This is a genomic window from Actinacidiphila acidipaludis (genome assembly GCF_019890725.1).
Lineage (GTDB): Bacteria > Actinomycetota > Actinomycetes > Streptomycetales > Streptomycetaceae > Actinacidiphila > Actinacidiphila acidipaludis.
In genome coordinates this window covers 99,340-120,089 of sequence record NZ_JAINZZ010000012.1, presented here as the reverse complement: position 1 = coordinate 120,089, position 20,750 = coordinate 99,340, and the positions used below count along the sequence as shown (strand labels likewise).

20 protein-coding genes are annotated in these 20,750 nt (G+C 73.2%); 10 read left to right on the top strand and 10 right to left on the bottom strand.

Going from position 1 to position 20,750, the window contains the following annotated elements; translation table 11 throughout:
* The first annotated feature begins 160 nt into the window (after positions 1–160).
* The gene (locus tag K7862_RS37510) at positions 161–337 is read left to right on the top strand and encodes a hypothetical protein (RefSeq protein WP_262413058.1); all 177 of its coding nucleotides are present in this window, start codon (positions 161–163) and stop codon (positions 335–337) included.
* A gap of 176 nt (positions 338–513) precedes the next feature.
* Here K7862_RS37510 and K7862_RS13335 read toward each other — a convergent pair whose 3' ends face one another.
* On the bottom strand, positions 514–1,482 hold the full coding sequence (locus tag K7862_RS13335; RefSeq protein ID WP_222962743.1) for a pirin family protein: 969 nt from the start codon (positions 1,480–1,482) through the stop codon (positions 514–516).
* A 67-nt stretch (positions 1,483–1,549) separates the two neighbouring features.
* Positions 1,550–3,307 (bottom strand): acyclic terpene utilization AtuA family protein, encoded by a 1,758-nt coding sequence (locus tag K7862_RS13330; RefSeq protein WP_372461570.1) that lies wholly within the window; start codon positions 3,305–3,307, stop codon positions 1,550–1,552.
* Positions 3,308–3,543: 236 nt separating this feature from the next.
* On the opposite strand from K7862_RS13330, the gene K7862_RS13325 reads away from it, so the two are divergent.
* A complete protein-coding gene (locus tag K7862_RS13325; RefSeq protein ID WP_222962741.1) occupies positions 3,544–4,092 on the top strand; it encodes an NUDIX domain-containing protein in 549 nt (182 codons plus the stop codon).
* 63 nt (positions 4,093–4,155) lie between these two features.
* On the opposite strand, the gene K7862_RS13320 is transcribed toward K7862_RS13325, so the two are convergent.
* Positions 4,156–5,133 (bottom strand): ArsR/SmtB family transcription factor, encoded by a 978-nt coding sequence (locus K7862_RS13320; RefSeq protein ID WP_222962740.1) that lies wholly within the window; start codon positions 5,131–5,133, stop codon positions 4,156–4,158.
* Positions 5,134–5,242: 109 nt separating this feature from the next.
* Between K7862_RS13320 and K7862_RS13315 the strand changes: the two genes are divergently transcribed.
* The 3 genes from K7862_RS13315 (at position 5,243) to K7862_RS13305 (ending at position 7,746) form a co-directional block, all read left to right on the top strand.
* Entirely contained in the window at positions 5,243–6,625 is a 1,383-nt protein-coding gene (locus tag K7862_RS13315) for an MFS transporter (RefSeq protein ID WP_222962739.1), read from the top strand.
* Positions 6,626–7,006: 381 nt separating this feature from the next.
* Positions 7,007–7,411: a YidH family protein gene (locus tag K7862_RS13310; protein ID WP_308011969.1), complete on the top strand. Its 405-nt coding sequence runs from the start codon at positions 7,007–7,009 to the stop codon at positions 7,409–7,411.
* A gap of 2 nt (positions 7,412–7,413) precedes the next feature.
* Positions 7,414–7,746 carry a DUF202 domain-containing protein gene (locus K7862_RS13305; RefSeq protein WP_222962738.1) on the top strand — a complete coding sequence of 111 codons (333 nt, stop codon included), beginning with the start codon at positions 7,414–7,416 and terminating at the stop codon, positions 7,744–7,746.
* A 63-nt stretch (positions 7,747–7,809) separates the two neighbouring features.
* On the opposite strand, the gene K7862_RS13300 is transcribed toward K7862_RS13305, so the two are convergent.
* Positions 7,810–9,405: an MFS transporter gene (locus tag K7862_RS13300; protein WP_222962737.1), complete on the bottom strand. Its 1,596-nt coding sequence runs from the start codon at positions 9,403–9,405 to the stop codon at positions 7,810–7,812.
* Between the two features lie 139 nt (positions 9,406–9,544).
* Between K7862_RS13300 and K7862_RS13295 the strand changes: the two genes are divergently transcribed.
* Positions 9,545–9,988, top strand: coding sequence for a MarR family winged helix-turn-helix transcriptional regulator (locus K7862_RS13295; protein WP_222962736.1), 444 nt, complete (start codon positions 9,545–9,547; stop codon positions 9,986–9,988).
* A 57-nt stretch (positions 9,989–10,045) separates the two neighbouring features.
* Here K7862_RS13295 and K7862_RS13290 read toward each other — a convergent pair whose 3' ends face one another.
* A complete protein-coding gene (locus K7862_RS13290) occupies positions 10,046–10,780 on the bottom strand; it encodes a FadR/GntR family transcriptional regulator (protein ID WP_222962735.1) in 735 nt (244 codons plus the stop codon).
* Positions 10,781–11,050: 270 nt separating this feature from the next.
* On the opposite strand from K7862_RS13290, the gene K7862_RS13285 reads away from it, so the two are divergent.
* Positions 11,051–11,587: a gluconokinase gene (locus K7862_RS13285; protein ID WP_222962734.1), complete on the top strand. Its 537-nt coding sequence runs from the start codon at positions 11,051–11,053 to the stop codon at positions 11,585–11,587.
* 80 nt (positions 11,588–11,667) lie between these two features.
* On the top strand, positions 11,668–13,065 hold the full coding sequence (locus tag K7862_RS13280; protein WP_222962733.1) for a GntP family permease: 1,398 nt from the start codon (positions 11,668–11,670) through the stop codon (positions 13,063–13,065).
* A 114-nt stretch (positions 13,066–13,179) separates the two neighbouring features.
* On the opposite strand, the gene K7862_RS13275 is transcribed toward K7862_RS13280, so the two are convergent.
* On the bottom strand, positions 13,180–14,517 hold the full coding sequence (locus K7862_RS13275; RefSeq protein ID WP_222962732.1) for a glucarate dehydratase family protein: 1,338 nt from the start codon (positions 14,515–14,517) through the stop codon (positions 13,180–13,182).
* A 211-nt stretch (positions 14,518–14,728) separates the two neighbouring features.
* Here K7862_RS13275 and K7862_RS13270 point away from each other — a divergent pair, with 211 nt between their 5' ends.
* Together K7862_RS13270 and K7862_RS13265 are read left to right on the top strand one after the other, a co-directional pair.
* Positions 14,729–15,778 (top strand): phosphotransferase family protein, encoded by a 1,050-nt coding sequence (locus K7862_RS13270; RefSeq protein WP_222962731.1) that lies wholly within the window; start codon positions 14,729–14,731, stop codon positions 15,776–15,778.
* Positions 15,779–15,783: 5 nt separating this feature from the next.
* Positions 15,784–16,998, top strand: coding sequence for an acyl-CoA dehydrogenase family protein (locus K7862_RS13265; protein WP_222962730.1), 1,215 nt, complete (start codon positions 15,784–15,786; stop codon positions 16,996–16,998).
* A 496-nt stretch (positions 16,999–17,494) separates the two neighbouring features.
* On the opposite strand, the gene K7862_RS13260 is transcribed toward K7862_RS13265, so the two are convergent.
* The 4 genes from K7862_RS13260 to K7862_RS13245 all read right to left on the bottom strand — a co-directional run bounded on the left by K7862_RS13260 (position 17,495) and on the right by K7862_RS13245 (position 20,700).
* A complete protein-coding gene (locus K7862_RS13260; RefSeq protein ID WP_222962729.1) occupies positions 17,495–18,127 on the bottom strand; it encodes a PASTA domain-containing protein in 633 nt (210 codons plus the stop codon).
* 5 nt (positions 18,128–18,132) lie between these two features.
* Entirely contained in the window at positions 18,133–18,693 is a 561-nt protein-coding gene (locus tag K7862_RS13255) for a SigE family RNA polymerase sigma factor (RefSeq protein ID WP_372461567.1), read from the bottom strand.
* A gap of 383 nt (positions 18,694–19,076) precedes the next feature.
* Positions 19,077–20,060 (bottom strand): NADPH:quinone oxidoreductase family protein, encoded by a 984-nt coding sequence (locus tag K7862_RS13250; RefSeq protein ID WP_222962728.1) that lies wholly within the window; start codon positions 20,058–20,060, stop codon positions 19,077–19,079.
* A 19-nt stretch (positions 20,061–20,079) separates the two neighbouring features.
* Entirely contained in the window at positions 20,080–20,700 is a 621-nt protein-coding gene (locus K7862_RS13245) for a TetR/AcrR family transcriptional regulator (protein ID WP_222962727.1), read from the bottom strand.
* Positions 20,701–20,750: the final 50 nt, after the last annotated feature.

The window sequence follows — 20,750 nt, the reverse complement described above, 5'->3', positions numbered from 1 at the left end:
CGCCCGAACAGAGCAGGCGGCGCCCGTCCCGCCGTCCGAGCGACCTGGCGTTTTCCCGTCGCAAGCTGACCCCGACCCCCCGACCCCCGACCCCCGACCCCCGACCCCCGGCCCCTGACCGCGCCGCGGCGGGGTGCCTCGCCCCGCGAGGAAGAAGCCCATGTCCGACGAACACCAGACCGTGCAGCACACCGACACCGAGCACCCCGCCGGGGAGGCCACCACCGTGTGCGTGGCGGGCACGTGGGATCCGGCCGTCTCCACACCGATCGGCAGGATCAAGGCCGTGGCCGGGTTCGGGCGCGGCGTCTTCACCGGGGCGCGGAGGGGCGGGTGAGTGCGTGCCGCTCGGCGACGTCGTCCCCGCCGGAAACCGCCTGACCTGGCGGCGGTCCGTCACCAGGCCCCTGCGGCTGAAATCCCGCCTTCGCCGTCACGGTCGACGGCGACGCCCTGACCGGGACCTCACGGCCGGGCGGCTGTCCGCGTCGGAGGTGACCGGCCGGCGCCGGGTCAGCGGACGCGGCCGCGCGGCTTGAGCGGGGTCGCGGGGAGGGCCGGTGCGTCCAGGCGCTTGCCCGCGTAGCCGTGCACCTCGCCGAAGCGCTCACCGGCCTGCCAGGCGGCGCGCGCCTCGGCGATCTCCTCGGTGGTACGGCCGATGAAGTTCCACCACATGATGATCTCCTCCTCGAACGGCTCACCGCCGAGCAGGACCAGGGAGCTCTCGACCGTGGCGTCGAGGGGCAGCGCACTGCGTCCGCAGCCGAGGTAGAGCATCGAGCCGGGGGCCAGCCGCACGCCGTCGACCTCCGGCTCGCCCGCCATGGTCAGCACCGCGTACTCGAAGTCGCGCTGCAACGGCAGTCGGGCGGCGGTGCCTTCGGCGAGGGTGATGTCGGCGCCGACGATCGGGGTGTAGGTGGTGCCGGGCGAGGCCGCGCCGTCGAGTTCGCCGAGGATGACGGTGCCGTGCAGGCCTCCCCCGCCGGTGACCTCGGGGAGCTGGGCGTGGTGCTCGAAGGCCGGCCCGGTCTGCCGGTGGGCGTCCGGCAGCGCCACCCAGAGCTGTGCGCCGTGCAGGTAGCGGGCGTGGTCGCGGGGCGACTCCTCGGAGTGCGAGATGGCCCGGCCGGAGGTCATCAGGCCCAGCTCGCGCGGGCGGACGGTCTGCTTGCTGCCGAGGCTGTCGCGGTGCAGCACTTCGCCCTCGTGCAGCCAGCTCACGGTCTGCAGGCCCATGTGCGGGTGCGGCGGCACCTGCATCCCGGGTTCCTGGGCGATGTCGTCGGGACCGTAGTGGTCGACGAAACACCAGGCGCCGACCATGCGCCGGCCCAGGTTGGGCAGCAGGCGGCGGACGACCGTGCTCTCGCCGAGGGGCACGGTGCGGGCGGTGAGCAGTTCGCGGACGGGGGCTGCGGAGACGTCGCCGCGGCCGCCGCTCACCGTGGCCGACGGTTTCACATCGAGATTGCTCATGCCCCGATGATGCCCCCGCCGGGCGCGGCCGGAGGGTCCACCCGGCCGCCGTCCGGGCGTGGCGGGCTCATCCCTCCGGCACCCGTGTGAACTCGGCCGCGCTGAGGTCGATGAGGTCCTCCGGGATGTCGGCGAGGCAGCCGCGCAGCCGCTCACCGAGCGCCTTGGCCTGCGGATCGGCCCGGGTCGACGCCGCGACGCCCTCGCCGAGCAGGCCGTGCACCACGAAGTTGACGGCCCGCAGGCGCGGCAGCTCGTACCGGCTGACCGGCAGCTTCGCGGTCTCCGGCAGCAGCGTGCGCAGCCGCTCCACGTCGAGGTGGTCGCGCAGCCAGCGCCAGGTGTCGTCGTCGCGCGCCCACAGACCCACGTTGGCGTCGCCGCCCTTGTCGCCGGAGCGCGCCCCGATCAGGGTGCCCAGCGGCAGCCGGACGGTGCGGCCCGCCGCGCCGTACCCGTCGACCCGGCCGGGGCGCGCGGACTGCGGCCGCAGCCCGGCGGGCGGCACCGGCACCGGCGGCACGGCGTCGGCCTGCTGCGGGCGGGCCGGCCTCGCGGCGGGCGCGGGCGGCACCGGCAGCCGGGTGCCGTCCTCCAGCACGGTCACCGCCGGGACCTCGGCGGCGGGTATCAGCGCGGGCCAGTACACGCCGTACTCGGTGGGCCGGGGCGCGGCGTGCTCCAGGTAGAGGCCCGGATAGCCGGCGAGGGCGGTGCCGGCGACCGCGGCGAAGAAGGACCGGCCGACGACCTGCGGGTCCGGGTCCTTGACGGTGAGGGTGAGCCGGTCGGCCTCGCCGCCGTGCTCGCGCCGCAGGTCGTAGGTGGCGAACGCGGCGGGGCCGCCCGTGGCGTCCAGCAGCGCGGCCTCGGCGAAGTCCGCCTTGGCGTCCAGGTCGAGGCCGGTGAGGACGAACGTCGCCGCGTTGCGGTGGCCGCCGCGGTGGTTGACGCACACCTTGAGGTCCAGGGGCGCGGGCTCGCCGGTGACCGGCCCCACGGCCACCCGGTCGGGCCCCTGCTGGGTGAGCCGCACGGTGTCGAACCGGGCCACCACGTCGGCGTTGAGATAGGCGGGGTGGCCGATCTCGTACAGCAGTTGGGCGGTGACCGTGCCGACGGTGACCGCGCCGCCGGTGCCGGGGTGCTTGGTGATGACGCTCGACCCGTCGGGGTTGATCTCCGCGATGGGGAAGCCGGGGTGCACCGGGTCGGGAATCTCGGTGAAGAAGCAGTAGTTGCCGCCGGTGGCCTGGGTGCCGCACTCGATGATGTGGCCGGCGGTGACCGCTCCGGCGAGCGCGTCCCAGTCGTCCTGGGCCCAGTCGAAGGCCCAGGCGGCCGGGCCGACGACGAGCGAGGCGTCGGTGACGCGGCCGCAGACGACCACGTCCGCGCCGGCCCGCAGGGCCTGGGCGATGCCCCAGCCGCCGAGGTAGGCGTTGGCGGTGAGCGGTTCCACGCCGGACCCGGCGAGCGGCAGGCCGGTCGCCAGGTGGGCGAAGTCGTGCCCGCGCGCCTGGAGTTCGGGCAGCCGGGCGAGCAGGTCGTCGCCCTCGACATGGGCGACCGACGGGTGCAGGCCACCGAGCGCGGCGAGTTCACGGAGCTTCGCGGCGAGCCCGGCCGGATTGAGGCCGCCCGCGTTGACCACGACCTTGATGCCGCGTTCCAGGCAGGTGCCGAGCACGTCCTGCATCTGTGCGAGGAAGGACAGCGCGTAGCCGCTCTCCGGATCGCGCTGCCGTGCCTTCCACAGCAGCAGCATCGTCAGTTCGGCCAGATAGTCGCCGGTGAGCACGTCGATCGGGCCGCCCTCGACCATCTCGCGGGCCGCGGAGAGGCGATCGCCGTAGTAGCCCGAGCAGTTGGCGACCCGCAGGGGTGCCTGGCGGGACGTCGCGCGTGCGGTCACCGTACTCTCCCGTCACTTCTCCTCCGGGTCACCGGCCTGGACGATCATCTTGCCGGTGCTGCCCGCGCGCAAGACCCCCTCGGGGCGGCCGGAACGGCCGGTCGGCAGGTGATCGGCAAGTGTTCGGCGGGTGCTTCAATGGCCCCATGAGCGACTCCAGCGGCGCCGACGGCTCCTCCGCCCCCCTGTCCGCTGACGAGATCATCGACATCGTCGACGAGGACGACAACGTGGTGGGCCAGGCGCGGCGCGCCGACGCGTACGCCCGCGGGCTGCGGCACCGCTGCGCGTTCGTGCTGGTGCGGGACGCCGAGGACCGGATCTTCGTGCACCGCCGCACCGCGCGCAAGCTGGTCTTCCCGTCGTTGTACGACATGTTCGTCGGCGGGGTGGTGGGGGCCGGCGAGTCCTACGACGCGGCGGCGCTGCGGGAGGCGGAGGAGGAGCTGGGCGTGCGCGGACTGCCGCAGCCCGAGCGGCTGTTCGCCTTCGCCTTCGAGCACGCGGAGTTCGGGCGGTGGTGGTCCGCGGTGTACCAGGTCCGCTGTGACCTGCCGGTCCGGCCGCAGGCCGAGGAGGTCGCCTGGCACACGTTCCTCTCCGACGAGGAACTGGCCGCCCGGCTGCCCGTCTGGGACTGGGTCCCCGACGGACTGGAGGCCTACCACCGTCTGCTCGCCCACCGCCGTGGCTGACACACGGCCTCAGCGGTCGGTCCGGGGGAGGGGCGCGAACCCTCACCTCCGGGCAGGCCCGGGCTAGGCACCCGCCAGGAGCGACTCCGCGACCGCCGTCCGCATGTAGAGGACCGACCTCCCGACCCGGTGCGCCGAGACGATCCCGGCATCGCGCAGCGCGGTGAGGTGCTGGTTGACCCCGCCGGCGGACAGCCCGGTCCGCCCGGCCAGTTCACTCGTGGACGCGGGCACGTGCAGCTCGGCCAGCAGCAGCGCCCGGGTGCGCCCCAGCACCGCCGCCACCGCCTCGGGCACGGCCGCCCGGGACTCCTCCCACACCGAGCCCCATCCCCGGCTGGGGTAGATCAGCTGCTTGGTGTCCGGCGTCGCCAGCGTCGTGGCCACCGACGACCACGCGAAGACCGACGGCACCAGCACCAGCCCCTTGCCGGCCAGTCTCGCCTCCGCCGCGCAGAACGTGTGCGACACCGTCAGCGTCCCGGCGCTCCACCGCACACTCGGGTGCAGACTCCCGAGGACCGCCTCGGCGCCGTCCGTGGCCAGCCGCCGGGCCTGGTGGAAGACGTCCGCCTCCAGCACGGCCTGCACCCGCGGCCAGTACGGCGCGAGCGCCAGCTCCCAGTACGCGGCGATCTCCGCGGTCAGCCGGGCGAGTCCGGCGACGGGGTCGTCGTAGAGCTGCCGGACGCGTTCGCCGCGCAGCCCGTACTCCTCCAGCTCGCGGCGGACGTCCTCGACGGGGGTGGCGGCCAGCTCCCGCAGTTCGGCGTCGAGACCTCCGCCGCCGGGCAGCGGCGGCGGGGTGATGAAGTCGGGGGTGTACCCCGCGGGCGGCACGAGGTCGGTGAGCAGCCCGCCGTCGAGCCCGGCGGCGGCCAGCCGCGGTGCGACCCGCTCACGCCAATGGCGGTGCACGGAGTGGCGGCCGGCCGTCCGGAAGGTGCGGACGCTGGCCACGACCTCCCACAGCGGGGAGACCGCGAATCTGGTGCGTGCCATGTCGGTCGCCGAGAAGGCGAACCGCACGTCTCCGGCCATGACGCTCCCCCGTCCCTCCGCACCCCGTGCGGGCGTCCCGGGCGGCGCCCGGATTCAGCCGTACCTTAATCAATGCCGTCAACCGGTAAGGCCGCCGCACGATTCCCGCATGAGCGCACCCGTCCTGCCCTCCCGCGACGCGTCCGACGGCCCCTCCCCGGCCGTCTCCGCCGCCCTGCCCGCGATCCCGCCGGCCACCGCCGTTGACGAGCCGGCCGCCGCCGCGCACGAGCCGGCCACCGCCGACCTCGACCGGTCCGGCGCGCCGCATGCCGGTCTCTCTCTCCCCCCCCCGCGCGGCCGGCTTCGCACCGCCGCGGCCCGGCACTTCGGCGGGCTGCCCGGGCCGTTCTGGGTGGTGTTCGCCGGCACGGTGATCAGCCGGGTCGGCACCATGGTGGTGCCGTTCCTCGCGTTCTACCTGGGCTCCCGGGGCATCACTCCCGGCCAGACGCCGTACGTGCTGGGCGCGTTGGGAGCGGGCGGTCTCGTGGGGCCGGTGGCCGGCGGGTGGTTCGCCGACCGGTTCGGCCGCCGGCAGGCGATCCTCGCCGGGATGGTCGCCACCCCGGCGAGCCAGGCCCTGCTGTTCTGCTCGCCGGGTCCGGTCACGCTCTCGCTGGCCGCCGCACTGGTGGGCGCGGCCGGCTCCCTGCACGCGCCGGGCGTCGCCGCCGTCATCGTCGACTCGGCCGGCCCGGCGCGCCGCCAGGCGGCGTTCGGCCTCTACCACTGGGCGATCAACCTGGGCGCCGCCACCGCGGGCGCCGTCGGCGGCTTCCTCGTCGACCGTGGCTTCTGGCTGCTGTTCGTGGTGGACGCGGTGACGTGCCTGGGCTTCGCCGTGGTCGCGGCGGTGGCGCTCCCGCGCACGGCGCCGGCGGCCCGGGTCAAGGGAGCGCCGGGTGGCGGGGGTTATGGCGTGGTCGTGCGCGACCGGCTGCTGCTGGCGTTCGTGACGGTGTCGGTGGCGGGTGAATGCGTGTACGCGCAGACGGAGTTCACCGTCCCGCTGGCCATCCGCGACCACGGCCTGCCGGCCACCGTCTACGGCCTGGTGGCGGTCGTCAACGCGGCTCTCGTCGTGGTGCTGCAGCCGGTCACCAATGCCTGGGTGCTGCGTTTCGACCGGATGAGGGTCTGGGCGGCGGCCTCGGTGCTGGTGGCCGCGGGCGTCGGTCTCACCGGCACCGCCCGCACCACTGGCGGGTACGTGCTCACGGTCCTGGTGTGGAGCGCGGGAGAGGTGTGCGCGGGCGGCATCGCGACCTCGGTCGTCGCCGACCTGGCGCCGGACGACGCCCGCGCCCGCTACCAGGCCGCCCTCAACTGGGCGCGCGGGGTGGCGCGTTTCCTCGCCCTCGGCGTGGGTCCCGCCCTGTACGCGGCGGCCGGTCCCGGCACGCTGTGGTGGTCGGTGACCGCGGTCGGTCTCACCGGCGCCGCGGGCGCCCTGCTGATCCGCCCGGCCCTCGCACGGCGAACCGCCTGACCGGCGCGGTGACCGGCCGCGGCCGCCGAAAGAAGGGACCGAGGCGTTCGAGCGGCGGGTGCCGGGGCTGACCGCCGCCTGGGCGTGGGGGCTCGGCCTCGGCGGCGCGGCGACGCTCGCGGTGCTGATCGTCCGTGACCACCAGCAGGGCATCTCTCCGTACGCGGCCCGGCACGCGGCGCCGGCGAGCTGCCACGCATACCTGGAGTTCCGGCCCTCATGCTCATACTCGTCCCGGGCCCCGGGCCCCACCCCTGCCGCCGGTGATCTCCCCTCCGTACTTGACCGGCGCCGCCGGCCCCCGAGTCGCCCTTACGACCGGTAGGGGCGGCCCGCCGCGTGGTCCGTCCCGGCGCTGGTTAGGGTGGTCGGGTGAGCGATATCGGCAGGCTGCGCGGCGCCCGGGACGCGGTGCTGCTGTGGTTCGCACCGGCCAGGGTGCAGAACGAGGGGACCACCCCGGACTACCGTTTCTCGCTCGCCAACGAGCGGACGTTCCTGGCCTGGATCCGGACCGCGCTCGCGCTGATCGGCGGCGGCTTCGCGGTCGACCAGTTCCTGACCAATCACCTCACCCACTGGGTGCGGGTCGTGCTGTCCCTCGCGCTGCTCGCGGCGGGTGTGGCCTGCACCCTCCGGGCGGTCAACCACTGGATGCGCTGCGAGCGGGCGATGCGCCGCGGCGCGAACCTCCCGGTGTCCCGCTTCCCGGCCTCGCTCGCCCTGCTGGTGGCCGTCATCGCCATCGCCATGGTGGCCGTGGTGTTCTTCGGCTGGGCGGGCTGACGGTGGCGCCGGCCGGCCGCTACCCGGTCGAGACGGACCGCGATCCGGGGCTGCAGCCGGAACGGACCCGTCTGGCATGGCGGCGCACCACGCTGACCTGTGCGGTCACCACGGTGATCGCGATGCGCCAGGTCGTGCGCTCCGGGGGCTCCGCCCTCTCGGTGGCCGCGGTGGGCCTGGCGGCGCTGTCGTTCCTGGCCTTCCTGGTGCTGGCCCATCTGCGGATCCAGCGGCTGGGCGCGCCGCGGCCACCCGTGCTGTCGTCGCGGGTGGCCGTGGGGGTGGCGGGCTGCATGGTCGCGCTGGCGGTGTTCGGCGCGGCCGTGGTGTGGTGACCCGCCGGGCGGGCGCCGCCGCCCGGCGTCCGGTCGCCGCCCCGCCCGCGGGTCACCGCCGGTTCAGCGGCTGACCGGTGCCGCGCCCGGATTCGCGGAAGCGCCCTCGCCCGTCGCCTCGGCGTCCGCGCCGGCCGCGGAACCCGTCGCGGAGCCGGCCGCCGACTGCGCGTGGTGCGGCGCCACGTGGATGTGCCGCAGCCCCAGCCAGGCCACCACGGCGACCAGCGCGAGCGCGACCCCGGCGATGGCGAAGCTCAGCGTGTACTGCGACTGCGCGGGCAGTGCCGGCACGCCCGGCGGCAGCTGCGGGACGGTCTTCGAGGCGAGCACGGTGGTGACCACAGCGCTGCCGATCGCGCTGCCGGTGGACCGGGAGATCGAGTTGATGCCGTTCGCGATGCCGGTCTGGTGGTGCGGGACGCTGCCGACGATGATCGCGGGCATCGCGGCGTAGCCGAAGGCGATGGCGACGCCGACCAGGGCGCCGGAGCCGATCACCGAGAAGCTGTGGCCGTGGTCGGCCACCAGCCAGCCGAAGCCCGCCGCGCCCGCGAGCGCCGCCAGCACCAGGACCGCGCGGGGCCCGTGCCGCCGGACGAGCTGCCCGCCGACGGGCGCGGCGATCAGCGACACCAGCGTGCTGGGCAGCAGGTACTCCACGGAGGCCCGCAGCACGCTCGCGTCGAAGCCGTAGCCGACGATCGCCGACGGCATCTGCGCGAGGTAGGAGACGCCGATGAACAGGACGAACGCGCCGAAGCCGACGAGCAGGCCGGCCAGGTTGGCGAAGAGCACCGGCCGGTGGACGAACATCCGCATGTCCACGAGCGGTTCGCGGACCTTGCGCTCGACGAGCACCCACACCGCGGCCATGACCACGGATCCGGCGAAGGTGCCGATGGTGCGGCCGGACGACCAGCCCCACTCGTGGCCCTGGGTGATGGGCAGCAGGAGCAGCACCAGTGTGGCGGCCAGGGTGAGCGTGCCCAGCACGTCGGTGCGCCCGCCGGTCTTGTGCCGGGTGGCGGGCACCAGCGTGACCACGGCGACGAGCACAAGCACGGCCATACCGGTGGCCAGCCAGAACGCACTGCGGTAGTCGGGGTGGGCGCCGGAGGTGAGCAGGCCGGTGGCGACCAGGGCGATGCCGCTGCCGAAGGCGAAGGCGCCGCTGGCGACGGCCATCGCGCCGGGCAGCTTCCGCGGCTCCACCTCCTCGCGCAGGATCGACAGGGCGAGCGGGAAGATCGCGGTGGCGGCGCCCTGCAGGACGCGGCCCACGATCAGCCAGAGCAGCGAGTGGGTGGTGGCGGCCAGCACGGTGCCGGCGATCAGCACCACGAGCACGCCGATGAGGGTGGGCTTCTTGCCGTGCTGGTCGCCGAAGCGGCCGAGCAGCGGGGTGAAGACGGCGGCGGACAGCAGGGTGGCGGTGGTGACCCAGCTGGCGTTGGCCGCCGTGGTGTGCAGGCTCGTCTGGATCAGGCCGAGGATCGGCACGACGATCGTCTGCATCATCGACACGACCATGGCGGCGAGGCTCAGGGCGAAGACGGTCGCCGTCGTGCCGCGGGCGCCCGGTCCGCCGGAGGCCGCGGGTGCGGTCGGTGGCGTGGGGGCCGGGGATGCCGGGCCGGGCGGCGGTGCGGAGCTCATGGTGACGACGTCCTTCGGTCTTTCATGTCCTGGATACTTGAGGTTGCCAAGTAAATGACCGGACTGACGGTAGACCTCAATAGTTAAGGACGTCAAGCGAATGATTGATGGCCTGAAGCTTCCTGGGTACGCTGGACCCATGACCGCCGCGGCCGAGACCACGCCCTCCGCCCCCGCCACACAGGACCTGCTGCAGTCCCTGGCGGTGCTCGCGGGCGCCCAGTGGCGGGACTTCCAGGCCGCCGCCGCCCACGAGGGCCTCACCTCGATGCAGGCCAAGCTGCTGGGCCAGCTCGTCCGGCCGCTGCCCATGCGCGAGTTGGCGGCACTGCTGGGATGTGACGCGTCGAACGTCACCGGCATCGTGGACCGCCTGGAGGCCCAGGGCCTGGCCCGCCGCGAGGCCGACCCGCACGACCGCCGCGTCAAGCGCGTGATCGCCACCCCGGAGGGGCAGGAGACGGTCCGCCGCGTCCGCGCCCGCATGCACGCGATCCACCGCGCGCTGGACGCCCTCGACCCGGCCGAACGCACCGCGCTCTACGCCCTCGTGGAGAAGATGCGGCCGACGCTGGAGAGCTGACGCGCGGCCGCCGCATCGCGGCGCACGGGGCGACGAGCCGTACGGCGGCTACGGCGGCTACGGTGCCAGGATGTCCAGTTCCCGCAGGGCGCCGACGCAGATCTCCCGCATCAGGGACTCCGCGGCGACCGCGTCACGGGCCCGGACGGCCTCGGCGACCCGCACGTGCAGGGTGACGGCCTCAGGGTCCGGCGCGGTGAACATCACATGGTGCTCGGTACGGCCGGTGAGCACCTCGGCCACCACGTCGCCGAGCCGGGCGAACATCTCGTTGCCGGAGGCCTCCAGCACCACCCGGTGGAACGCGATGTCGTGCACCAGATAGGCGTCCAGATCGGCCGCACGCCCGGCGGCGGCCATCTCCGCGGCCAGCACGGTGAGTTCACGGCACTGCCCGGGGGTGGCCGCGTCCGCGGCGAGCCCGGCCGCGACGGGTTCCACCGCCGTGCGCAGGGTGGTCAGCGACTTGAGCTGACGGGAGCGGTCGGCGCCGGCCAGCCGCCAGCGGATGACCGCCGGATCGAAGACGTTCCACTCCTCGGTGCGCAGCACGGTGACGCCCACCCTGCGGCGCGACTCCACCAGGTGCATCGCCTCCAGCACCCGCACCGCCTCGCGGACCACCGTGCGCGAGACCCCGTAGCGGGACTCCAGATCGTCGATGCGCAGCACCGTGCCGGGCGGGTGCTCGCCCGAGGCGATGGCCGGGCCGAGTTCGGCCAGCACGCGGGAGTGCAGACCGCCGCCCTCACCGCGCTCCCGCTGGTCGCGCGGGGATTCCTGCTGAGGCATGGACCAAGCGTAGAGCCCGGCCGAGCGCCGCCGCCGGACGATCGGCTCGGCACAGTCATATGACTTTTGCGTCACAGCATCTTGAATAAGTAGTACCTATGGGTGTTCAGTGGTCGCCACACCGCCGGACGGGACCACCTGACCTCCGGCCGGCGGTTCCTTGACGAGCTCAACCCGAGCCTGAATCCGGCATATCCGGCAGATCTACCGGATCCGCCGGATGCGCCAGATCGGGCACACAGGACAATCCAGACAGCAGAGGTAGGAAGCATGACGGCCGCCGCACCCGCGCCGCTCCCCGTGATCGTGGTCATGGGCGTCTCCGGTTCCGGCAAGTCCACCGTCGGCGGCCTGCTGGCGGAGCGGCTCGGCGTCCCCTACGCCGAGGCCGACGACTTCCACCCGGCCGCCAACATCGCCAAGATGGCGGCCGGTCACCCGCTGGACGACACCGACCGGGCGCCCTGGCTCGACGCCATCGCCGCCTGGATCGCCGAACGCGGCGACCGCGGCGGCGTGGTGAGCTGCTCGGCCCTGCGCCGCCGCTACCGGGACCGGTTGCGCGCGGACGCCCCCGGGCTGTTCTTCCTCCACCTGGACGGCTCGCCGGAGCTGATCGCCTCCCGGCTGGCCGCCCGTATGCAGCACTTCATGCCGTCGGGACTGCTCGCCTCGCAGTTCGAGGCGCTGGAACCGCTCGAGGCCGACGAGGCCGGCGCGGTGATCCCCATCACCGGCGGCCCGCAGCAGATCACCGAACGGGCGCTCGCCGCCCTGCCCTGCCGCTCGGGTTCCGGCTCCGACTGACATCCGCTCAGCCCCTTCGACCCCTTCGTTCCCCCATCCCCCACCCCCATCCCTCTGCCCCCGTCCCCTTGGAGCACACCGTGTCCGCACTCAGCGTCGAGCTGCTGGCCGCCGCCACCCCACCCCCCATCGCCGACGCGGGCAACACCCGTCTCGCGCTCGCCGCACTGGCCGGCTTCGCCGTCATCGTGCTGCTCATCACGCGCTGGAAGATGCACGCCTTTCTCGCCCTGACCATCGGGTCCGGGGTGCTCGGCGTGGTGGCCGGCGCGTCGCTCGCCGACACCGTCACCAGCTTCACGACCGGGCTGGGCGCGACCGTCGCGAGCGTCGGCACGCTGATCGCGCTCGGCGCCATCCTCGGCAAGCTGCTCGCGGACTCGGGCGGTGCCGACCAGATCGTGGACACCATCCTGGCCAGGACCAGCGAGAAGCGGCTGCCCTGGGCGATGGCGCTGATCGCCGGCCTGATCGGCCTGCCGCTGTTCTTCGAGGTCGGCATCGTGCTGCTGATCCCGGTGGTGCTGCTGGTGGCCAAGCGCAGCGGCCAGTCGCTGATCCGGATCGGCATACCCGCCCTGGCCGGCCTGTCGGTGATGCACGGCCTGGTGCCGCCGCACCCGGGACCGCTGGCCGCGATCGACGCGATCCACGCCGATCTGGGCATCACGCTGGCGCTCGGCGTCCTCGTCGCGCTGCCGACGCTGGCGATCGCCGGCCCGCTGTTCGGCCGGGTCGCCTCCCGCTGGGTGGACGTCGCCCCGCCGGAACGCATGACACCGGCCCGGGCCTCGGACGAGCTGGAGCGGCGACCCAGCTTCGTCGCCACGGTGTCCACGATGCTGCTGCCCGTCGTGCTGATGCTCTCCAAGGCGCTCGTCGACGTCATCATGGACGACAAGTCGTCCCTGACCTACCGGGTGTTCGACGTGATCGGCACCCCGCTGATCGCGCTCCTCGCGGCTGTCGTGGTCGGCATGTTCACCCTGGGCCGGGCGGCCGGCTTCAGCAAGGAGCGCATCTCGGCGACCGTCGACTCCTCGCTGATGCCGATCGCGGGCATCCTGCTGATCGTCGGCGCCGGCGGCGGCTTCAAGCAGACCCTGATCGACTGCGGCGTCGGCAAGATGATCCTGGACTGGTCGAACGGCTGGCACATCTCCGCGCTGCTGCTCGGCTGGCTGATCGCGGTGCTGATCCGGGTGGCCACCGGTTCGGCGACGGTGGCCATCATCTCGGCCTCCGGCCTGGTCGCCCCGCTCGCCGCACACCTGTCCAGCACCCACACGGCGCTGCTGGTGCTCGCCGTCGGCGCCGGGTCGCTGTTCTTCTCGCACGTCAACGATGCGGGCTTCTGGCTGGTCAAGGAGTACTTCGGGATGGACATCCCGCAGACGCTGAAGACCTGGTCGGTCATGGAGACGGTGATCTCCGTGGTGGCGCTCGGCTTCGTGATGCTGCTGTCGCTGATCATGTGAACCGTCCGGGTGACGCCGCCGGGCCGCCGGGCGCGGCCCGGGGCATACACGAAGGGCGGGGCGCGACCGTGTCAGGTACGGTCGCGCCCCGCCCTTCGCGGTCGCGGGACGGCGTCACCAGCGCGGAACCGCCGGGGTCCGCCAGTCCGGGTCGGCCTTGCGCATGGCGGCCGCGTCGTCGCGGTCGCGCATGGCGCCGTCGTCGTCCAGCCAGCGCCGGTGCAGCGTGTGGAGGGCGGCGCGGTCCAGCTCGACGCCGAGGCCGGGGCGGTCGGAGACGGTGAGCGCGCCACCGGTGAACACATGCCGCTCGGTGATGACGTCCTCGGTCTGCCACGGGTAGTGCGAGTCGCAGGCGTAGTCGAGGTTCGGCACGGTCGCCGCGACGTGCGTCATGGCGGCGAGGCTGATGCCCAGGTGGGTGTTGGAGTGCATCGACAGCCCCACGCCGAACGCCTGGCAGATCGCCGCGAGCTGCTGGGTCCTGCGCAGACCGCCCCAGTAGTGATGGTCGGAGAGCACAACCTGCACCGCGCCCCGGCGGAAGGCCTCCTCGATCTCCCGCACGGTGGTCACGCACATGTTGGTGGCCAGCGGCACCTCGGTGCCGGCCGCGACCTGGGCCATCCGCTCGGTGGAGCTGGCCGGGTCCTCCAGGTACTCCAGCACGTCGGCCAGTTCACGGGCGACGGTCAGCGAGGTCTCCACCGACCAGGCGCCGTTGGGGTCCAGGCGCAGCGGGCGGCCGGGGAACGCGGCGGCCAGTGCGCGGATCGCCTCGATCTCCTGCTCGGGCGGGAACACCCCGCCCTTGAGCTTGAACGAGCCGAAGCCGTACTGGTCGGCGAAGCGGCGCGCCTGGGCGACCACGCCCGCGGGGTCGAGGGCGGCCCCCCAGTCGTCGGCCTCGCCCTGTCCCTGGGGGTGCTCGGCGTAGCGGTAGAAGAGGTAGGCGCTGTAGTCCACGGTGTCGCGGACCTTGCCGCCGAGCAGCGCGTGCACCGGCAGGCCGGTCGCCTTGCCGAGGGCGTCCAGGCAGGCCACCTCGAAGCCGGAGATGACCGACAGCCGGAGCTTGTCGGCGGTCTGCACGCCGCGCAGCCCGCCGACGTCGACGGAGTCCGACACCTCGGCGGGATCGCCGCACACCTGCTCGGCGAGGGTGAACAGGCCGTTCAGGTCGCTGACCGCGTGCCCGGGAAGGGCCTTGGCCAGCGGTGCGGCCAGGTCGAGGTACCGCGTGTCACCGTAGGTCTCACCGACCCCGGTGGTCCCGTCGGCGGTGACGACCTCGATGATGAGCCGGGGGGTGTAGGGCTGGTGGACCCCCTGGGTGTTGAGCAGCGGCGGGTCGGCGATCAGGATGGGAGTGAGCCGTACCTCGGCGACGGCGAGCGGCCCTGCGGCGGCTTCCGTCCCCGGAACCGCGGAATCCGTCGGCGCCGTCTGCATATGTGAATACTGTTCACCCATAAAACTGAGGGTAGGCGGGACCGCCCGCGGCCGTCAACGCGGCCTTCCCCGAGGTCACCCGGCCGGCTCCGCCCGGCCCCTCGGGCGACCGGCCCACCGGCCACCCGGCCCCACCGCCCGCACATCGGACCGGGCGCGCCCGGCGCGGGGGAACTGGACGGCATACCGACCAGTCGGTACGATTGCCCGCATGAGTGATACCGACGCCCCGCGGGGTCTGGACCTGGGCCGGCTGCGGCAGCACCTCGACCTCGAAAGGCCCGGCCTGGTGTCCGGTGAGCTGAGCGCCCAGCGCATCGAGGGGGGCCGGTCCAACCTCACCTACCGCGTCACCGACGGCACCACGGAATGGGTGGTGCGGCGTCCGCCGCTCGGCCATGTGCTGGCCACCGCGCACGACATGGCCCGCGAGCACCGGGTGATCAGCGCCCTGGCGCCCACGCCGGTGCCCGTGCCGGAGACCGTCCTGCTGTGCGAGGACACCGAGGTGATCGGCGCTCCCTTCTACGTCATGGAGTGCGTGCCCGGGACGCCCTACCGCACCGAGCCGCAGCTCGCGGCGCTCGGTCCCGACCGCACTCGCGCCGTCGCCCTCACCCTGGTCGACACCCTCGTCGACCTGCACGCGGTGGACCCCGCCGAGGTCGGCCTCGCCGGCTTCGGGCGGCCCGAGGGCTTCCTCGACCGGCAGCTCCGGCGGTTCGCCAAGCAGCTCGACGCGTCCCGCAGCCGCGATCTGCCGGGCATCGACGAGCTGCACGCCGCACTCGGGCGCAAGCTCCCGGTATCCCCCGCACCGGCCGTCGTCCACGGCGACTACCGCCTGGACAACGTCCTGTTCGACGGCTCCGACCGGCTGACCGCCGTCCTGGACTGGGAGATGTCCACCCTCGGCGACCCGCTCACCGACATCGGCCTGCTGGTCATGTACGGCGAGCAGCACGACATCCCGGACTTCCCGGTGCCCACGCCCGGCGGCGCGCCGGGTCACCCGACGCCCGAGGAGGTCGTGGAACGGTACGCCCGGCGCTCGGGCCGCGACGTCTCCGCCGTCGACTGGTACACCGCTTTCGCGTACTTCAAGCTCGCCGTGATCCTCGAGGGCATCCACTACCGGTGGACCCTCGGCCAGACGCTCGGAGCCGGCTTCGACCGGATCGGCGCCGTCGTCCCCGTGTTCATCGAGCGCGGCCTCGACCGGCTCCAGGGCGTCCGGCCGCCGCACCCGCAGGAGGGCTGACCCGTATGGACTTCGCATTCGACAGCAGGACGCTGGAACTGCAGGAGCGGCTGCGCGCGTTCCTCGACGAGCACGTCTACCCGGCCGAACCCGTCTTCGACGAGCAGCGGGAGCAGGCCACCGGTGACGAGCGCTGGGGCGCCCCTCCGGTCGTCGAGGACCTCAAGGCCGAGGCCCGGCGGCAGGGCCTGTGGAACCTCTTCCTGCCCGGTGAGCACGGCGCCGGCCTGACGAACCTGCAGTACGCGCCGCTTGCCGAACTCACCGGCCGCAGCCCGCACCTGGCGCCGCCCGCCCTCAACTGCGCGGCCCCCGACACCGGGAACATGGAGGTGCTCGCCGAGTTCGGCACGCCCGCCCAGCGCAAGGAGTGGCTGGAGCCGCTGCTGGCCGGCGAGATCCGGTCGGCGTTCGCCATGACCGAGCCGGACGTGGCGTCCTCCGACGCGACGAACATCGCGACCCGCATCGTGCGGGACGGCGACGCGTACGTCATCAACGGCCGCAAGTGGTACATCTCCGGAGCGATGAACCCCAAGTGCGCGGTGTTCATCGTCATGGGCAAGACCGATCCCGACGCCGAGCGGCATCGCCAGCAGAGCCAGATCCTGGTGCCCCGCGACACCCCGGGCCTCGAAGTCCGGCGCGGCATGCGGGTGTTCGGCTACGACGACGGCGACCACGGCGGTCACGCCGAGGTGGTCTTCCACGACGTGCGGGTTCCGGCGGAGAACCTCGTCGGCGAGGAGGGCGGCGGCTTCGCCATCGCCCAGGCCCGGCTCGGGCCGGGCCGCATCCACCACTGCATGCGGCTGATCGGCATGGCCGAGCGGGCCCTCGAGCTGATGTGCCGCCGGGTGAGCGGGCGCACCGCGTTCGGCAAGCCGCTGGCCGCGCAGGGCGTGGTCCAGGAGTGGATCGCCGAAGCGCGCGTGGAGATCGAACAGTTGCGGCTGCTGGTGCTCAAGACCGCGTGGCTGATGGACACGGTGGGGAACCAGGGCGCGCACACCGAGATCCAGGCGATCAAGATCGCCACGCCGGCGGCCGTGCAGCGGATCGTCGACCGCGCGATCCAGGCGCACGGGGCGGGCGGGGTGAGCCAGGACTTCCCGCTGGCGCACCTGTGGGCCGCGGCGCGGACCCTGCGGCTGGCCGACGGACCGGACGAGGTGCACAAGCGGTCGCTCGCTCGGCGCGAGCTCCGCAAGTACGCCTAGCGGCCGGCCCGCACCCTCCGACGTTGCCCTCCACCCGGGCAGGGGTTCGCCCTCCCGGGCGGGGGGATGCGCCCTGCCCGGGGCCGGGGCGGTTCACCTCTACCGGCGGGCGGTCCGCCTCCCCCGGGCGGGCGTTCACCTCTGCCGGCGGAGGGTTCGCCCTGTGCGGGCGACGGTCACCATCAGGGGCGCGGGGAACTGCGCGACCAGCCACGACGGCGTCGCACTCCGTCTGCCGCCCCAAAGGGGCTGTTCGGTCCGTTCCGAACCAGGGCTGCCGACGGAACGTGTTGACCTGCCGAAACGTGGGTCTTGGCGGACGTGTGGTCCCGGGAGGGAATGCCGTGTTTCCCTCGATGAGCTGACTGGGTTCTCGGCCGGTCAGGCCGCGTAGATGCGTTCGGTCACGCCCTTGGCGGAGGTGCGGTGGCGGTCCGAAGGCCGGGAGTTCAAGAGTGGCCGTGGGCGGTTGAGGCTCGTACGTGGGCCGGTGCCCTCATTCGTGGACGATGAGGATGGTGACGTAGTCGCCTGGCGCGGCACGGGTGCCTGCAACTGGGGAGGTTCGGGTGATCGTCCCCGGAGCGATCAGTCCGTTCTTGCCGACCAGGTCCGCGTGGGTTGGATGCTCGGAGCGGAAAGCCTCAGGGGAATACGGCTCGGTGATGGCGCCGACGGAGACGTTCAGGCCGGCAGCGGCGAGCGCGTGGGTGGCTGTCGTCTGGTTCATGCCGATCAGGTCGGGCACGGTGACGGTCTTGCGGGGGTCGTCGGATGCAGACGCCCCGGGCTGGGCGAATCCGGAGGTCGGGGAGGCGGAGGGGGCCAGTGATCCCTGGTGGGAGATCGGTGCTGCAGCTACGTCAGCCGGCTTCGAGGGCGACGAGTCGAGGGTGGCGACCAGCCCCGCGGCGGCGGCCAGTACCGCAGCGGAGGCGGTGAGTGCGAGGGTGACCCGGCGGCGGCGAGTGCGGCGTCGTATGGCGCCGGAGTCAAAGGATGGTGCTGGTGTGGAGCGGCCGTAGTGGTCCATCGCCTGGATCAGTGTCCTTTCGATTTCGGTGTCCGGCAGGGGGCCACGGCGCCCTGCGCGGTGGTCGGGGTGGCTGGGGAAGTTCACGGTCGTCACGTGCCTTAGGAGTGGAAGGAGGCGGAGGGTTGTGCGCCCCGCCTGTCCTTCGGCGGACTTGGGCTCTCCTGTGCGGTGCGCAGTTTGGCGAGCGCGCGGCACAGCTGTGACTGCACGGTGCCCGGCGAGACGCCCAGCATTTCGGCGACCTGTCGGTCGTCCATGTCGTGGAGGTAGCGCAGGACCACCACGGTGCGCATACCGATGGGCAGGAGCTGCAGGGCCCGGACCAGGTCCTCACGCAGGTCGATTAGCGCGTACGGGTCGCCGGATGCGGCCTGATCGACGAACTCGATCCGCTCGCCGATGCGGCGCTGCCGACGCCATCGGTCGTTGGCGGCGTTCACCACCATCCGACGCAAATAGGCCTCCGGCGAGTCTGTGGCACACACCCGCTGCCAGCGCCGATAAGCCTTCTCCAGCGACTCCTGGACGAGGTCCTCCGCCACCTCCCGGCTACCGGTCAACAAGAAAGCCGTACGGAACAACGCGCCCGACCTCAACGCCACGAACTCACCGAAGTCGATCCGCTCAACCTGGTCACGCTCCCGCCAGCGAGGTATCACCTGCGGGCCGCCGACGCACTCATACGTTCCTCCTGGTGTGTGCTCGCCCTACTGACGATCGGCCACCACGATCGACTGCACGACCCCACAGAATGTGACCCACGTCACTCACGGAGGATCAGTCCCCTGTGGCGACGACCAACCGACGGCAGGTGTTGACCTCAGAGCGCCCGCGCCGGCCCTCGCGTTCCGTCACCCCAGGAGTCTCATTTCGTCGGTTCTCCAACCACCGGCCGGTGACCGGTTGCTCGCGTTGGGGGCACCTCCCGGGCGAAGCCTGGGGGACCCCGCGCCCCCGAAGGGTTGCCCTCTGCCCGAACAGAGCGAACCGCTGCCCGAGCAGGGCGAAACGCTGCCCGGGTAGGGCGGACCCTGGCGAGGGGTCAGGGGGTGATGGTGAGGCGGCCCATGGTCGTGCCGTCGGCGACGCGCTGGACGGCGTCCCCCGCCCCGGATAGCGGCAACCTCTCGCTGACGAACGGCTTCACGACCCCCTCCGCCGCCAGCCGGCTCAGCTCCTCGTGGGCGGCGTGTACGGCCACCGGGTCGTGGCGGTTGTACAGCCCCCAGTGCAGCCCGAGGACCGAGTAGTTCTTCACCAGCGCGTGGTTGAGGCCGGGCGCGGGAATCGTGCCGCTGGTGAAGCCCACCACCACGATCCGGCCCTCGAAGGCGATGCACTTGGTGGACCGGGTGTAGGAGTCGCCGCCCACCGGGTCGTACACGACGTTCGCGCCGCGCCCGGAGGTCGCCTCCTTCACGATCGCCACGAAGTCCTCGCGGTGCCGGTCGACCACCAGGTCCGCGCCGAGGTCCTGCGCGGCCTTCACCTTCTCGGACCCGCCGACGACGCCGATCACCGTCGCCCCCGCGGCCTTGCCGAGCTGGACGGCCGCACTGCCCACACCGCCCGCCGCCGCGTGCACCAGCAGCGTCTCGCCGGGGCGCAGTGCGGCCCTGCGGTGCAGCCCGAACCAGCCCGTCTGGTACCCGATGTGCAGGGCCGCGGCCTCCGCGTCGTCCAGGGCCCCCGGCGCCGGGAACACGCCCGCGGCCGGTACGACCGCGAACTCGGCGAACGCCCCGCCGGGCAGCGCCGCCGGCCCGAGCACCCGGGTCCCGGGCTCCGGTCCGGTGACGCCCTCGCCCAGGGCGACGACCTCCCCGCACAGCTCGACACCGGGCGTGAACGGCAGCGGCGGCCGGACCTGGTACTCGCCGCGGCACAGCATGGCGTCGGGGAAGTTCACATTGGCGGCGCGGACCCGCAGCAGCACCTCGCCGGGGCCGGGCTCGGGGGTGGGGATCTCGTCGAGGCGCATCACCTCGCGCGGCTCCCCGTTCTCGTGCACGCGCCATGCCTTCACGTCGGGACTCCCAGGTGGGTCAGGGCCGCTGCACCGAGTGCAGCAGCAGGTCGGAGAACTCGGTGGCGACCTGGTCCGCCGACAGCGGACCGTCCGCCCGGTACCAGGTGCCGAGGTGGTGCACCGAACCGAAGAAGAAGTCCACGACGAGATCGGGCCGCAGCTCCGGCCGGAAGTGGCCGTCGCGCTGGCCCTCCTCGATCAGCGAGCGGAACGTCTCGTGGTAGCGGCGGCGTTCGGCCCGCACCGCCTTCTGCTTCTCCGGGCTGAGCTGGTGCATGGAACGGAAGAAGATCTTGGTGTCGTCCAGGTTCTGGATGCTGGTGACCACCACGTCCGCGGCGGCCTCGGCGAGCCGCCCCCGGACGTCGGTGTCCCGCGCGACGATCGCGTCCAGGCGCTCGGTCTGCAGCCGCAGCACCCGTCCGTAGATCTCGTGGAGCAGATCGTCCTTGGAGCCGAAGTAGTGGTAGAGCGCGCCCTTGGTGACGCCCGCCGCCTCGACGATCTCCTGGACGGAGGTGCGGTCGTACCCGCGTTCGGCGAAGAGCCGGGTGGCCTCGGCGAGCAGCCGCTCGGGGACCGCGGCGCCCGCGCCCGTTCCCGTGCCGCCGCCCGCACTCGTCGCGTTGCGTGCCATGACCTGCCCTCTCTTCCCGCCCGCCGGCTCGGTACCCGCCGGCGTTCCGA

Coding starts and splice junctions, on each gene's coding strand:
- K7862_RS13320 (WP_222962740.1), bottom strand. CDS start 5,133: ATGGCCGGAGACGTGCGGTTCGCCTTCTCGGCGACCGACATGGCACGC.
- K7862_RS13265 (WP_222962730.1), top strand. CDS start 15,784: ATGGACTTCGCATTCGACAGCAGGACGCTGGAACTGCAGGAGCGGCTG.
- K7862_RS13325 (WP_222962741.1), top strand. CDS start 3,544: ATGAGCGACTCCAGCGGCGCCGACGGCTCCTCCGCCCCCCTGTCCGCT.
- K7862_RS37510 (WP_262413058.1), top strand. CDS start 161: ATGTCCGACGAACACCAGACCGTGCAGCACACCGACACCGAGCACCCC.
- K7862_RS13275 (WP_222962732.1), bottom strand. CDS start 14,517: ATGCAGACGGCGCCGACGGATTCCGCGGTTCCGGGGACGGAAGCCGCC.
- K7862_RS13290 (WP_222962735.1), bottom strand. CDS start 10,780: ATGCCTCAGCAGGAATCCCCGCGCGACCAGCGGGAGCGCGGTGAGGGC.
- K7862_RS13300 (WP_222962737.1), bottom strand. CDS start 9,405: ATGAGCTCCGCACCGCCGCCCGGCCCGGCATCCCCGGCCCCCACGCCA.
- K7862_RS13245 (WP_222962727.1), bottom strand. CDS start 20,700: ATGGCACGCAACGCGACGAGTGCGGGCGGCGGCACGGGAACGGGCGCG.
- K7862_RS13330 (WP_372461570.1), bottom strand. CDS start 3,307: ATGGTCGAGGGCGGCCCGATCGACGTGCTCACCGGCGACTATCTGGCC.
- K7862_RS13335 (WP_222962743.1), bottom strand. CDS start 1,482: ATGAGCAATCTCGATGTGAAACCGTCGGCCACGGTGAGCGGCGGCCGC.
- K7862_RS13295 (WP_222962736.1), top strand. CDS start 9,545: ATGACCGCCGCGGCCGAGACCACGCCCTCCGCCCCCGCCACACAGGAC.
- K7862_RS13315 (WP_222962739.1), top strand. CDS start 5,243: ATGAGCGCACCCGTCCTGCCCTCCCGCGACGCGTCCGACGGCCCCTCC.
- K7862_RS13285 (WP_222962734.1), top strand. CDS start 11,051: ATGACGGCCGCCGCACCCGCGCCGCTCCCCGTGATCGTGGTCATGGGC.
- K7862_RS13270 (WP_222962731.1), top strand. CDS start 14,729: ATGAGTGATACCGACGCCCCGCGGGGTCTGGACCTGGGCCGGCTGCGG.